The following is a 13,740-nucleotide window of genomic DNA, read 5'->3' as shown; positions in this document are numbered from 1 at the left end:
CATGACCGCGACCGAACCCGCCCGGACCAATCCCCGCATGCTCGACCTCGCCGCCCTACGATCCGCCGTGGACGAGGGCACCATCGACACGGTCGTCGTCGCCTTCACCGACATGCAGGGCCGGCTGCAGGGCAAGCGGCTGCATGCGGCGTACTTCCTCGACTTCGCCCTCGAACACGGCACGGAGGGCTGCAACTACCTGCTTGCCGTCGATGTCGAGATGAACACCGTCGACGGGTACGCCATTTCGTCCTGGGAGCGGGGCTACGGCGATCTCGCCTTCGAACTCGACCTGAGCACCCTGCGCCGGCTGCCGCACGAGCCGGCCTCGGCGATGGTGCAGTGCGACCTGACCTGGCTGGACGGGCGGCCCGTGGAGCAGTCGCCGCGCCGGATCCTGCGCCGCCAGCTCGACCGGGCCGCCGCCCTCGGCTACACCGCGCTCGCCGGCACCGAGCTGGAGTTCGTGATCTTCCGGGACAGCTACGAGGAGGCGCAGCGGCGCGACTACCGCGAGCTGACGCCGGCCAACCTCTACAACATCGACTACTCCCTGCTCGGCACGGCGCGGGTGGAACCGCTGTTGCGCGCGATCCGCAATGCCACCTATGCGGCCGGGATGAACGTGGAGAGCGCCAAGGGCGAGTGCAATCTCGGCCAGCACGAGATCGGCTTCCTCTACGACGAGGCGATGGTCACCGCCGACAACCACAGCGTCTACAAGACGATGGCCAAGGAGATCGCCGCCCAGCACGGCCAGTCGATCACCTTCATGGCCAAGCCGAACGAGCGCGAGGGCAATTCCTGCCACATCCACCTGTCGCTGCGCGGGAAGGACGGCGAGCTGGTCTTCGACACCGGCGACGGCCCGACCCCGATCTATCGCAGCTTCATCGCCGGAATGCTCGCCACGATGCGCGACCACACCCTGCTCTATGCGCCGAACATCAACTCCTACAAGCGTTTCGCCGATGCCTCCTTCGCGCCGACGGCCATCGCCTGGGGCGAGGACAATCGCACCTGTGCGATCCGGACGGTCGGCCACCGCGGCTCGGCCCGGCTGGAGAACCGCGTACCCGGCGGCGACGTGAATCCCTACCTCGCGCTCGCCGCGATGCTGGCGAGCGGCCTCGACGGGATCGAGCAACAGCTCGAACTCGAGCCCGCCCTGGCGGGCAATGCCTATGCCGCGGGCCGCGAACGGGTGCCGGGCACCCTCGCCGAGGCCCGCGACGCCTTCGCCGGGTCCGCTGCGGCCCGGGCGGCATTCGGCGACGAGGTCGTCGACCACTACGTGAACATGGCCGATGTCGAGCTGGCGGCCTTCGGCGCCGCCGTCACCGACTGGGAGCTGCGCCGCGGCTTCGAACGCCTGTGAGACCGTCCGACCAACCCATTCGATGAGGAGCGCATGTCCACCCACCAGGTGATCAATCCCGCCACCGAGGAGCTGGTCGCGGAGATCCCGTCGGCCGACGAGGCCGGCGCCGACCAGGCCGTCGCCGGCGCGGCGGCGGCCGCGCCCGCGTGGGCCGAGGTAGCGCCCGGCGAGCGGGCCCGGCTGCTGCGTTCCTTCGCCGCCGTCGTCGACGCGCATCTTGACGAGCTGGCCGAGCTCGAGGTGCGCAATGCCGGCCATACCCGGGGCAATGCGCGCTGGGAGGCCGGCAACGTCCGCGACGTGCTCAACTACTACGCGGGTACGCCGGAACGCCTGCTCGGCAAGCAGATCCCGGTGGCGGGCGGCGTCGACCTGACCTTCCACGAGCCGATCGGCGTGGTCGGGATCATCGTCCCCTGGAACTTCCCGATGCCCATCGCCGGCTGGGGTCTGGCGCCGGCGCTGGCGGCCGGCAACACCGTCGTCCTCAAGCCAGCCGAGCTGACCCCGCTGACCGCGATCCGGCTCGGCGAGCTGGCGCTGGAGGCCGGGTTGCCCCCCGGGGTGCTCACCGTCGTGCCCGGCCAGGGCTCGGTCGTCGGCCGCCGCTTCGTCGAGCATCCGGACGTGGGCAAGATCGTCTTCACCGGTTCGACCGCCGTCGGCAAGTCGATCATGGCCGGCTGCGCCGACCGAGTGAAGCGGCTGACCCTGGAGCTCGGCGGCAAGAGCGCCAACATCATCTTCGCCGACGCCGATCTCTCCGCGGCGGCCGCGGCGGCACCCGGCGCGGTCTTCGACAATGCGGGGCAGGACTGCTGCGCACGGTCGCGGTTGCTGGTCCAGCGCAGCGTCTACGAGAAGTTTCTCGGCCTGCTCCGGCCGGCGATCGCGAACGTCCGGGTGGCCGACCCCGCGGCCGACGCCGGGGCGGACATGGGGCCGCTGATCTCCGCACAGCAGCGCGATCGCGTCCGCGCCTATCTCGATCATGCCCAGATCGACCAGCAGGCAGCCGTGCCCGACGGGCCCGGCTTCTGGGTGGCGCCCACGCTGACCCGGGTGGACAGCACCGACGAGCCCATCTGGCGCGAGGAGGTTTTCGGCCCCGTGGTCTCGGTGCTGCCGTTCGACGACGAGGACGAGGCGATCGCGCTGGCCAACGACACCGAGTACGGCCTGTCCGGTTCGATCTACACCGGCGATGTCGGGCGCGCGCTGCGCGTCGCGCGCGGCGTACGCGCCGGCAATCTCAGCGTCAACTCCCACGCCTCGGTGCGCTACTGGACCCCGTTCGGCGGCTACAAGCAATCGGGGCTGGGCCGCGAGCTCGGGCCGGACGCCGCCCACGGATTCACCGAGGAGAAGAACGTCTTCATCGCCACCGACCGGAAGGATGATCATGAGTAGTGCCGCGACGGGCCGGGTGGCCGGAAAGGTGGCGGTGATCACCGGCGCCGCGTCCGGGATCGGCCGGGCCAGCGCCGAACGCCTTGCGGCAGAGGGCGCCCGCGTGGTGCTGGCCGATGTCGACGACGGCGCCGGCAAGGAGCTTGCCGAACGCCTGGGCGGCAGCTTCTGCCACACCGACGTCACCGATCCCGAGCAGGTTTCGGCGCTGTTCGATCATGCCCAGCAGACCTGGGGCAGCGTCGACATCGCGTTCAACAACGCGGGCATCTCCCCGCCCGAGGACGACTCGATCCTCGACACCGACCTCGAGGCGTGGAAGCGGGTGCAGGAGGTCAACCTGACCAGCGTGTACCTGTGCTGCAAGGCCGCGCTGCCGTACATGATCGAGCAGGGGCGCGGATCGATCATCAACACCGCCTCGTTCGTCGCGGTGATGGGTGCCGCAACCTCACAGATCTCCTACTCGGCCTCCAAGGGCGGGGTGTTGTCGATGAGCCGGGAACTCGGCGTGCAGTTCGCGCGTCAGGGCGTGCGGGTGAATGCGCTGTGCCCCGGCCCGGTGAACACCCCGCTGCTGCGCGATCTGTTCGCCGCCGACCCCGAGCGAGCCGAGCGCCGGTTGGTGCACGTGCCGATGGGCCGCTTCGGCGAGCCGGAGGAGATGGCCAATGCCGTCCTCTTCCTGGCCTCCGACGAGGCCAGCTTCATCACCGCGAGCACGTTCCTGGTCGACGGCGGCATCTCCGCTGCCTATGTGACGCCACTGTGAGCGGCGTACCGCCCGTGATCGGGCTGACCAGCTACCGCGAACCGACCCGCTGGGGTGCCTGGCACGAGGTGGCCGACCTGCTGACCGGGAACTACAGCGCCACCGTGACCAAGGCCGGCGCGATACCCGTGCTGCTGCCCGCCTCGGACCCGACGGTCCTGGACCGGCTGGACGGGCTGGTGATCAGCGGCGGGCCCGATGTCGATCCCGCACGCTATGCGGCCCGGCCGCACCCGCGTGCGGGTGAGCCCAGAACCGTGCGAGATGCGTGGGAACTGGACCTGCTGGACGGGGCGGCCGCGCGTGGCATGCCGGTGCTCGGCGTGTGCCGCGGGATGCAGGTGATGGCCGTCCACGCCGGCGGGTCGCTCGACCAGCACGTGCCCGACCTGGTCGGCCACGAGCGGCACTCCCCCGGCCCGGACGCCTTCGGCGACACCGAAGTGGTGATCGACGCCGGGTCGCGCCTGGCGGAGGTGCTGGGCGAGACCCGGACGATCGTGTCGTGTCACCACCACCAGTCGGTCGCCGCACACCCGGGACTGAACCCGGTCGCGCGGGCCGCGGACGGGTTGCTGGAGGCGATCGAGCATCCGGACCGGGAGTTCTGGCTCGGCATCCAGTGGCATCCCGAGCATCGGGAGGAGGACGCCCTCTTCCGCGGCCTCGCGGCGGCCGCGCGGGCGTACCGTCACTCGAACGGTGCGGGATCGCCCGCCCCGTAGCGCGCGATCACCACCTCCTCGCCCGAGAGGTCGACGACCGTCGTCGGCTCCACGCCGCAGTCACCGGAATCGACCACGGCGTCGAGCTGATTGCCGAGCTCGTCGTTGATCACCCAGCCCTCCGTCAGCGGGTCCTCCTCGCCGGGCAGCAGCAGCGTGCTGGAGATCATCGGCTCACCGAGCGCCTCGACCAGCGCGAGCGTCGTCGTGTGCTCGGGAATCCGGACGCCGACCGTGCGCTTCTTCGGGTGCAACATCTGCCGCGGCACCTCCCGAGTCGCCGGGAGGATGAAGGTGTACTTCCCCGGGGTGGCGGCCTTGACCGCCCGGAAGGTCGCATTGTCGAGCTGGACGAACTGCCCGAGCTGAGCGAAGTCCTTGCAGACCAGGGTGAAGTGGTGCTTGTCGTCGAGCTGGCGGATGGCCCGGATCCGGTTCAGCCCATCGGCATTGCCGAGCCGGCAGCCGAGCGCGAAGCAGGAGTCCGTCGGGTACGCCACCAGCCCGCCGTCGCGCACGATGTCGATCACCTGGCCGATCGCGCGTGGCTGCGGATTGTCGGGGTGCACGTCGAAATACCTCGCCATGTCCGGATCCTAGACCGCCGGACCGACGCCCGGCGGGGTGTCACATAGGGTGATCGGGTGGCGATATTCGACCTCACCCTGGCGGAATTGCGGCGGCGCACCAGCATGAAGTGGCGCCGCTACGGCCCGGACGTGTTGCCCGCCTGGGTCGCGGAGATGGACTGCCGCCCCGCGCCCGCCGTCCGGGAGACCCTGGTCGCCGCCATCGAGTCCGGCGACACCGGCTACCCGGAGGGCTCGGACTACCAGGCGGCCTACGCCGACTTCGCCGCGACGCGCTGGGGTTGGGACTTCGACCCGAATGACGCCGTAATCGTGCCGGACGTGATGCAGGGTGTGGCGAAGGTTGCCGAGCTGCTGACCCCGCCGGACACCGCGGTGGTGGTCAACAATCCCGTCTACAACTGTTTCTACGGCTATCTGCCCTGGGCGAAGCGTCGGGTTCTCGAGGTTCCGCTGGGCGCCGACGGACGGCTCGACCTCGACGCCCTGGCCGCCGCCTTCGCCGGGCCGGAGCGGCCATCGGCCTACCTGCTGTGCAATCCCCACAACCCGACCGGCACCGTGCACAGCCCCGCCGAGCTCACGCGCGTCGCCGAGCTCGCGGCCGAGCACGGCGTCGCAGTGATCAGCGACGAGATCCACGCGCCGCTGGTCCCGGCAGACGCCGGGTTCGTGCCGTACCTGTCGCTGCCCGGCACCGAGGACGCGGTGACGGTCACGTCGGCGTCGAAGGCCTGGAATCTGGCCGGGCTGAAGGCGGCCGTCGCGATCGGCGGTACGCGAGCGGCCGCGGCCCTGCGTACCCTGCCCAACGAGGTGACCGGCAGCGCCAGCCATCTCGGCATCCTCTCCCACGTCGCCGCGCTCGAGAAGGCCCGCGACTGGCTCGACGAGGCAATCGACGAGATCGCGGCGAACCGGGCACTCTTCTCCGAGCTGCTCGCCCGGGACGTGCCCGGGGCGGTGTATCGGCCGGGGGCGGCGACCTACCTGGCCTGGGTCGACGCACGCGGGCTGGGCCTGGACCGTCCGGTGCAGCAGTTCCGGACCCGCGGCCGGGTCGCGCTCAGCGACGGAGCCGCGTTCGGCAGCGGCGGCGAAGGGTTCGTCCGGGTCAACCTCGCCACCTCGCCCGAGATCCTCACCGAGGTGGTGGCGCGGATGGGCCGCGCCGTCGCCCCGGCCTGACCGGCTGGCCTAGGCTCGCAGGCGTGCCCGACCGGAACTCCCTGTCCATCGGCGAGCTCGCCGAGCGATCCGGCCTCGCCCACTCGGCGCTGCGGTTCTACGAGCAGCACGGCCTGCTCAGCCCCGAACGCAATGCGGCGAACCAGCGCCGCTATCCGCGCAGCGAACTGCGCCGGATCGCGTTCATCCGCTCCGCCCAGCGCGTCGGGCTGACCCTGGGCGAGATCCGCACCGCGCTGGCGTCCCTGCCGAGCGGCCGCACGCCGACCCGCGCCGACTGGCGGCAACTGTCGGAGTCGTGGCGGCCGCGCCTGAACGAGCAGATCCGGCGGCTGGAGGAACTGCGGGACCGGCTGGACACCTGCATCGGCTGCGGCTGCCTGAGCCTGTCCACCTGCGCCCTGAGCAATCCCGAGGATCGCGCCCATGCCGACGGCCCCGGGGCCGTCTACATGGAACACCGCATCGAGCGCGGCTGAGCCGCCCCCGGCCGGACCGATAGGGTGCGGCCACCGAGTCCCCTGCTGGAAGGATCACGATGGTCGCCAAGGTTGCGTTTCTCACCGCCGGGGGCTTCGCACCCTGCCTGTCGGCGTCGCTGGGATACCTGATCCGGCGCTGGAGCGAGGTCTCGCCCGACACCGAACTGATCGCCTACCGCAATGGCTATCACGGCCTGCTCAGCGGCAACTCGGTGTCGATCACGCCGCAGGTCCGGGAGCGGGCCGAACTGCTGACCGAGTACGGGGGGTCGCCGATCGGGAACTCCCGGGTGAAGCTGACCAACGCCCAAGACCTGGTCAAGCGCGGCCTGGTGGCCGAAGGCCAGGACCCGCTGCAGGTGGCGGCCGACCGGCTGACCGCGGACGGCGTTGACGTGTTGCACACCATCGGCGGGGACGACACCAACACCACCGCCGCCGATCTCGCCCGCTTCCTGGCCGAGCAGGGCCACGACCTCACGGTGGTCGGCCTGCCCAAGACCATCGACAACGACGTGGTGCCGATCAAGCAGACCCTCGGGGCGTGGACCGCCGCCGAGATGGGTTCGCGGTTCGCCCAGAACGTGCTCGCCGAGCACAATGTCGGCCCGCGGATGTTGATCATCCACGAGGTGATGGGCCGCAACTGCGGCTGGCTGACCGCCGCCACCGCGAGGGCGTACCGCGATTGGCTGGACGGCCGGGAGTGGCTGCCCGAGATCGGGCTCTCCAAGGAAGCCTGGGACGTGCACGCGGTGTGGATCCCGGAGGCGCCGATCGATCTCGAGTCCGAGGTGGCCCGGTTGAAGTCGATCATGGACGAGCAGGGCAATGTGACGATCTTCTTGTCCGAGGGCGCAGGCCTGGACGCGATCGTGGCCGAGATGGAGGCCGCCGGCGAGGACGTGCCACGCGACCCGTTCGGACATGTGCGACTCGACGAGATCAACCCCGGCGCGTGGTTCGCCGACCGGTTGAAGAGCAAGCTCGGCGCGGAGAAGGTGCTGGTCCAGAAGTCGGGCTACTACTCGCGCTCGGCGGCGGCCAATGAGGCCGATCTGGCGCTGATCTCGCGGATGGCCGACACGGCCGTCGAGGCCGCGATCGCTGGCCGGCCCGGGGTGATCGGCGAGGATTACGAGCGCGGCGACGAGCTGCGGCCCATCGAGTTCGACCGGATCGCGGGCGGCAAGCCCTTCGACACCTCGACCGACTGGTACCTCGCCACCCTCGATGCCATCGGCCAACCGCGGCCGAGCTGAAGCCCGAGCGCGGCGACTCGCTCCGAGCGCCGCTCCGGGGTCACGAAGGAATCCGCACATCCCTCCCGCAGGTGATGCCGCTCTGGGGCGCCCAAAGCGGGCATAACTACGGAAACAATCGGGGCGGACGGGTGGGATCGTCGCCCGGCGGGCCGGTCAGCGGCGGGCGATCTTGCTGACCACCGCGGTGATCAGGGCGCCGATGCCGAGGCCCGAGCCGATCCCGACGAGCCAGCCGCCGGCCATCCCGACCCGCACCCCGCGGGCGGCGACATCGGCGCGGACCAGTTCCTCGGACTCGCCCGGCTCGCCGTCGAACGACACCGGCTTCGGATAGCTGGGCGGAGTCCAGGCCTGGGCGCTCGGGCGGCGTACCCGCGCGGCCCGGGGTTCGTCGGCCCCGTCGTCGCGATTGCGCCCGGTCTCCTCCTCATACGCCTCCGGCGTGAGGATCGGGTCACCGCTCTCCTCCAGCGGTTCGTCCACCAACTGGTGCTCGCCCGCGACGGCCGGTTGGTTGGCCGTCGCGATCCAACCCGCCAATCGCAGGATCAACTGCGCGAACAGGTTGAAGAACAGCATCAGCGCAATGACTGGCCCGAACAGGCTGGCCGTCGGGCTGTTGCTGAAGAGCTGGATCAGGTAGCCGAGCAGGTACTGCAGGATCGCCAGGCCCACGGCGCCCGCGACGGAGCCTCGCACCAACGCATTCCGCGGCGGCCGGTACTCCGGAAAGACCCGGAAGATGAACCAGAACAGCACGAAGCCGGCCACCAGCGATGCCGCGATCGGGACCAGCCGGACCAGCGCGCCGATGCCCGGTACGCCGTCCAGCCCGAGCAGATCGATCACCGTCGCGGCGAGAGCGGTGGCGACGCTGGAGAGCGCGAAGGTGATCAACAGCATCAGCAAGAAGATGATCAACGTGCCCAGATTCGCCAGCGTCTCGACCACGATGTTGCGCTTGTTCTCGGTCATGTCGAAGACCGGCCGCATCTGCGCCCGGATGGCGCTCTTGATGTTGCCGATCCAGTTCGCACCCGAGTACGCCCCGGCGAGCACCGCGAAGATGCCGACCGCGGCCCAGTTGTTGAAGGCATTCAGCACCGTCTCGCTGAGCTGACCGGCCATCGGCGCGCCGCTCATCGCCCGCGTGATCTGATCGGCGACGGCCTGCTGCAGCCCCTGATCCCGGCTGACGATGAACCCCGCCGTGGCAAACGCGAAAGAGATGATCGGCACCAGCGACAGCACCGAGAAATAGGTGATCGCCGCCGCGAACTGGGCGCCCAGGCGCGATCCGTAGCGCGCATTCGACCGCAACAGGTGCGCCACCCAGGGCCGGCGCTGCAGCTTCTCGATCCTGTCCGACACGACGCCTCCTCCGCCTCGTGGGCGACCTTAGCGGGTCGGGGAACGACAGGTACGCAGCACCGGGTTCGGCGCGCGCGCCGGACTCGCCCGCGAGCCGGCGGGCTCACCTCACTCGAAGGCCTCCGGCGGCGGGCAGGAGCAGACCAGGTTCCGATCGCCGAAGGCGCCGTCGATCCGCGCCACCGGCGGCCAGTACTTGTCGTGACCGGCTCCCGCGATCGGGCCGCGGTGCAGCCCGGACGGGTACGCCGCGATCCGGCGCGGGTACGGGTGATCCCACTCGTCGGCACTCACCTGGTCGGCGGTGTGCGGGGCGTTGATCAACGGATTGTCCTGCGCCGGCCACTCCCCCGACTCGACGCGGGTGATCTCGCCGCGAATGCTGATCATCGCCTCGCAGAACCGGTCCAGTTCGATCAGGTCCTCCGACTCGGTTGGTTCCACCATCAGCGTGCCCGCGACGGGGAAGCTCATCGTCGGGGCATGGAAGCCGTAGTCGATCAGCCGCTTGGCGACATCGTCGACGGTGATCCCGCTCGCCTTGGTCAGCGGCCGGAGATCGAGGATGCACTCGTGGGCCACCAGACCGCCGCGCCCGGCGTACAGCACCGGGTAGTGCTCGCGCAGCCGCGCGGCCACGTAGTTCGCCGCGAGCACCGCATGCTCGGTGGCCGACCGCAGCCCGTCGGCGCCCATCATCGCGATGTAGGCCCAACTGATCGGCAGGATGCCCGCCGACCCGTAGGGTGCGGCCGAGATCGGGCCCACTCCCGATTCCGGCCCGGCCTCGCTCGCCAACGGGTGATTGGGCAGGAACGGGGTCAGGTGCTCGCCCACGGCGACCGGTCCCACGCCCGGACCGCCGCCGCCGTGCGGGATGCAGAAGGTCTTGTGCAGATTCAGGTGGCTGACGTCGGCGCCGAACCGGCCGGGCAGCGCGTGCCCGAGCAGGGCGTTGAGGTTGGCGCCGTCGACATAGACCTGACCGCCCGCATCGTGCACCAGCGCGCACAACTCGGTGATCGTCTCCTCGTAGACGCCGTGCGTCGACGGGTAGGTGACCATGATCGCCGCCAGCTCGTCGCGGTGGGAGTCGATCTTGGCGCGAAGATCGGTCAGGTCGACCGAGCCGTCGGCGGTGGCGGCGACCACGACCACCCGCATCCCGGCCATGGCGGCGGAGGCCGCATTGGTTCCGTGCGCCGAGGACGGGATCAGGCAGACGACGCGTTGATCATCGCCCCGGGATCGGTGGTACGCCCGGATCGCGAGCAGGCCCGCCAACTCACCCTGGCTGCCGGCATTCGGCTGGACCGACACCTTCGCGTAGCCGGTGACCCGGGCCAGCCAGTCCTCCAGCTCGGTGATCAGCTCGCGATATCCCCGCGCATCCTCGGCCGGGGCGAAGGGATGGAGTTCGGCGTACCCGGGGTAGGAGATCGGCTCCATCTCCGCCGTCGCGTTGAGCTTCATCGTGCACGAACCCAGCGGGATCATCCCCCGGTCCAGCGCGAAATCGCGATCGGACAGCGCCCGCAGGTAGCGCAGCATGGAGGTCTCGCTGTGGTGGCTGTTGAACACCGGGTGGGTCAGGTACTCGGTGTCGCGCGTCTGTCCCGCAAGATCACCCAGCTCGCGCCCGGTCAGCTCGGCGCCGAAGGCCGCGGCGACCGCGGCCAGGTCGGCCTCTTCGGCGTCCTCACCGACGCTGATCCCGACATGATCGGCATCGATGCGCCGCAGGTGCACGCCGCCGTCGCGGGCGGCCGCGATGATCGCGTCCGCCCGGCCGGGCACCTCGACCAGCAGCGTGTCGAAGAACGAGCGGTGCACCGGCGGATGCCCCGCCGCATCCAGGGCCGCGGCCAGCCGTCGGGTCCGGTGCATGATCGTCTCGGCGATCCGGGCCAGGCCGCGCGGGCCGTGATAGACGGCGTACATGCCCGCCACCACCGCGAGCAGCACCTGCGCGGTGCAGATGTTGGAGGTGGCCTTCTCGCGCCGGATGTGCTGTTCGCGGGTCTGCAGCGCGAGCCGGTAGGCCGGCGTACCGGCCGCGTCCTTGGACACGCCGACCAGGCGTCCCGGCAGCGTGCGCTCGAGCTTGTCCCGGACGGCGATGTAGCCGGCATGGGGGCCGCCGTAGAACAGCGGTACGCCGAAGCGCTGCGTCGAGCCGACCGCGACATCGGCACCCCAGGTGGCGGGGGCCCGGGTCACCGTGAGGGCCAGCAGGTCGGCGGCGGCAATCACCAGCGCGCCGTTCTCGTGCGCCTTGTCGGCGATCGCGCCCAGCTCATCGGCGGCGCGGACCACGCCGTCGGCGGTCGGCGTCTGGACGACGACGGCGAAGGCCTCGTTGGACTGCAGCGCCGCGACGAGATCGTCGGCGACCACGACGTCGATACCCATCGCCTCCGCGCGGGTACGCAGCACCGCCAGGCTCTGCGGCAGGATCCCGGCGTCGACCACGGCGACGCTGCCCTTGCGGACATTGCGGCGGGCGAGCTGGACGGCCTCGGCGACGGCGGTGCCCTCGTCCAACAGGCTCGCCCCGGCGGTCGGCAGGCCGGTCAGATCGGCGACGACGGTCTGGAAGTTGAGCAGTGCCTCGAGCCGGCCCTGGGAGATCTCGGGCTGATAGGGCGTGTAGGCGGTGTACCAGGCGGGGCTCTCCAGGACGTTGCGGCGAATCACGGGCGGAGTGATCGTGCCGTGATAGCCGAGGCCGATCATCGCGCGCAGCGGGTTGTTGAGCGCGGCGAGCTCGCGCATCCGGGCCAGCGCCTGCGCCTCGGTCAGCGGGTCGGGCAGGTCGAGCGCCTCATGCAGCCGGATCTTCGCCGGCAGCGCCCCGTCCACCAGGCCGGCCAACGAGTCGTGCCCCACCGCCCGCAGCATCGTCGCGCGCTGGTCGTCGTCGGGCCCGATGTGGCGGGCGGCGAAACCCGGATTGGCGCTGTCGGCGGCGGTGGTGTCGGCGACCTCGTCGATGGGCTGGTCGGCGAGTTGCTGGGCCACGGCGTACTCCTCGGTGCAGGCGGGATCCGGGCAGTGCTGCCCGCTCCCCCTCTGTCACCGGTGCTCCAGAGTTGCCAGCCCCGTTGCGGAGCGCCGACGCGGTCTCGGGTGCCTGAGAGGTTCCGGGGAGGTTGCCCCTTCGGCGCCGCCGCTGCGGTCTCTCCCGCGCCGGTTGTCGCGCCGCCAAGGTTACACGCGACGGCTGTGCACCGATGCCGGATCGGTGGCGCGTCCCGAGCGGTCAGTTGTGCACAGGTACGCGGCGGCCTCAGCCGGCGGCGCGGCGCTTGGCTGCCCGGCGCTTGGCGAGTTCGTCGCCCTCGAAAGCGACCATCGGCTCCTCGGACTCCTCCTCGGCCGCGGCGCGCTCGGCGGGCAGCTCGTGCAGGCTGCCCCGGACGTCCTTCCACACGCTGCCCAGACCAATGGCGAACATCCCCTGGCCGCCGGCCAGCAGGTCGCGGATCTCGTGGTCCTCGGTGCACTCATAGACCGAGATTCCGTCGCTCATCAAGGTGACCTGCGACAGATCCTCGACGCCGCGGGCGCGGAGGTGGTCGATAGCGACCCGGATCTGCTGCAGCGCGATGCCGGCGTCGAGCAGGCGCTTGATCACCCGGAGCAGCAAGATGTCGCGGAAGCTGTAGAGGCGCTGGCTCCCGGAGCCGGACGCGCCGCGCACGCCGGGCTTGACCAGGCCGGTTCGGGCCCAGTAGTCGAGCTGTCGGTAGGTGATACCGGCCGCGCTGCAGGCGACCGGGCCGCGGTAGCCGATGTCGTCCGCGACGGGCGAGAAATCCCCGTCGAACAGCAACTCCTGCGCCTGCTCGGGCGCGTCGATCTCCAGGCCGGGCAGCGGCTCGTGTGTCTCGGACTGCTTGCTCACTGTCTGCTCCTGGGGAAGGGCTACCACGTTTCACGGCGTGGTAGTTACACCGTTGTCGGCCACGCTACGGCGCCACGGACGGAAGGGTCAACGACACGCCGGGAACCCTCGACTTCTTCTGCAGCCCCGACCCCGGGAGGCTCAGTCCTGGCGGCCGCCGCCCTCGTCGGTGACGAAGTCGTCGGGGTTGACGTGGTCGAGGAACTCGCGGAACCGCTCGACCTCGTCGTCCTCCTCCTCGGGAACGTCGATCCCGGCCTCGTCCAGCACCTCCTCGGCGCAGTAGATCTCCGCGCCCGTGCGGACCGCCAGGGCAATCGCGTCCGAGGGCCGCGCGCTGATCTCGACGCCGCCGTCGAGGGCCAGCTCGGCGTAGAAGGTGCCGCCGCTCAGCTCGGTGATCCGGACCTCCACCAGCCTGCGCTGCAGACCGGCCAGCACATCGACGAGCAGATCGTGCGTCATCGGCCGCGGCGGCACGATGCCCTCCTGCGCGTTCGCGATCGCCGACGCCTCGCTGGCGCCGATCCAGATGGTCAGATAGCGCTTGCCGCCGACCTCTCGGAGCAACACCATCGGCGCGTTCTGCGGCATCTCGACGCGCACGCCGACCAGGTCCAGTTCCCGCATGTCGCCCAGCCTACGCCGA

Annotated in this window: 12 protein-coding genes and 1 riboswitch; of the genes, 7 read left to right on the top strand and 5 right to left on the bottom strand. The window is 70.6% G+C overall.

Annotated elements, in window-relative coordinates; genetic code table 11:
• The first annotated feature begins 1 nt into the window (after position 1).
• Genes GGQ54_RS16190 through GGQ54_RS16175 form a run of 4 tightly spaced genes read left to right on the top strand, consistent with a single transcriptional unit; the run spans position 2 to position 4,288 of the window.
• Positions 2-1,378, top strand: coding sequence for a glutamine synthetase family protein (locus tag GGQ54_RS16190; protein ID WP_281370026.1), 1,377 nt, complete (start codon positions 2-4; stop codon positions 1,376-1,378).
• A 33-nt stretch (positions 1,379-1,411) separates the two neighbouring features.
• Positions 1,412-2,791, top strand: a complete 1,380-nt coding sequence (locus tag GGQ54_RS16185; RefSeq protein WP_179446283.1) for an aldehyde dehydrogenase family protein — start codon at positions 1,412-1,414, stop codon at positions 2,789-2,791.
• Positions 2,784-3,563: a 3-oxoacyl-ACP reductase gene (locus tag GGQ54_RS16180; RefSeq protein ID WP_179446282.1), complete on the top strand. Its 780-nt coding sequence runs from the start codon at positions 2,784-2,786 to the stop codon at positions 3,561-3,563. The genes GGQ54_RS16185 and GGQ54_RS16180 overlap by 8 nt, the downstream gene beginning before the upstream one ends.
• Complete coding sequence (locus tag GGQ54_RS16175; RefSeq protein WP_179446281.1) at positions 3,560-4,288, top strand: gamma-glutamyl-gamma-aminobutyrate hydrolase family protein; 729 nt, start codon at positions 3,560-3,562, stop codon at positions 4,286-4,288. The genes GGQ54_RS16180 and GGQ54_RS16175 overlap by 4 nt, the downstream gene beginning before the upstream one ends.
• Here the strand turns inward: GGQ54_RS16175 and GGQ54_RS16170 are convergent.
• Positions 4,255-4,875 carry an L-threonylcarbamoyladenylate synthase gene (locus tag GGQ54_RS16170; protein WP_179446280.1) on the bottom strand — a complete coding sequence of 207 codons (621 nt, stop codon included), beginning with the start codon at positions 4,873-4,875 and terminating at the stop codon, positions 4,255-4,257. The two genes, GGQ54_RS16175 and GGQ54_RS16170, sit on opposite strands and share 34 nt — an antisense overlap.
• Positions 4,876-4,932: 57 nt before the next feature.
• Between GGQ54_RS16170 and GGQ54_RS16165 the strand changes: the two genes are divergently transcribed.
• The 3 genes from GGQ54_RS16165 to GGQ54_RS16155 are packed head-to-tail and all read left to right on the top strand — an operon-like array spanning position 4,933 to position 7,810.
• The gene (locus GGQ54_RS16165; RefSeq protein WP_343046002.1) at positions 4,933-6,066 is read left to right on the top strand and encodes a MalY/PatB family protein; all 1,134 of its coding nucleotides are present in this window, start codon (positions 4,933-4,935) and stop codon (positions 6,064-6,066) included.
• 23 nt (positions 6,067-6,089) lie between these two features.
• Positions 6,090-6,545, top strand: a complete 456-nt coding sequence (gene soxR, locus GGQ54_RS16160) for a redox-sensitive transcriptional activator SoxR (RefSeq protein WP_179446279.1) — start codon at positions 6,090-6,092, stop codon at positions 6,543-6,545.
• Positions 6,546-6,604: 59 nt separating this feature from the next.
• On the top strand, positions 6,605-7,810 hold the full coding sequence (locus GGQ54_RS16155) for a pyrophosphate--fructose-6-phosphate 1-phosphotransferase (RefSeq protein WP_179446278.1): 1,206 nt from the start codon (positions 6,605-6,607) through the stop codon (positions 7,808-7,810).
• A 156-nt stretch (positions 7,811-7,966) separates the two neighbouring features.
• Here GGQ54_RS16155 and GGQ54_RS16150 read toward each other — a convergent pair whose 3' ends face one another.
• The 4 genes from GGQ54_RS16150 to GGQ54_RS16135 all read right to left on the bottom strand — a co-directional run bounded on the left by GGQ54_RS16150 (position 7,967) and on the right by GGQ54_RS16135 (position 13,721).
• Complete coding sequence (locus GGQ54_RS16150; protein WP_179446277.1) at positions 7,967-9,184, bottom strand: YhjD/YihY/BrkB family envelope integrity protein; 1,218 nt, start codon at positions 9,182-9,184, stop codon at positions 7,967-7,969.
• 108 nt (positions 9,185-9,292) lie between these two features.
• Complete coding sequence (gcvP, locus tag GGQ54_RS16145; protein ID WP_218844251.1) at positions 9,293-12,085, bottom strand: aminomethyl-transferring glycine dehydrogenase; 2,793 nt, start codon at positions 12,083-12,085, stop codon at positions 9,293-9,295.
• Positions 12,086-12,294: 209 nt separating this feature from the next.
• Positions 12,295-12,381: riboswitch (glycine riboswitch) on the bottom strand.
• 92 nt (positions 12,382-12,473) lie between these two features.
• On the bottom strand, positions 12,474-13,091 hold the full coding sequence (locus GGQ54_RS16140) for a MerR family transcriptional regulator (RefSeq protein ID WP_425487411.1): 618 nt from the start codon (positions 13,089-13,091) through the stop codon (positions 12,474-12,476).
• 141 nt (positions 13,092-13,232) lie between these two features.
• Positions 13,233-13,721: a bifunctional nuclease family protein gene (locus tag GGQ54_RS16135; protein WP_179446276.1), complete on the bottom strand. Its 489-nt coding sequence runs from the start codon at positions 13,719-13,721 to the stop codon at positions 13,233-13,235.
• Positions 13,722-13,740 lie beyond the last annotated feature (19 nt).

The sequence above is a fragment of the Naumannella cuiyingiana genome, assembly GCF_013408305.1.
Lineage (GTDB): Bacteria > Actinomycetota > Actinomycetes > Propionibacteriales > Propionibacteriaceae > Naumannella > Naumannella cuiyingiana.
This window is presented reverse-complemented; position numbering and strand designations above follow the sequence as displayed.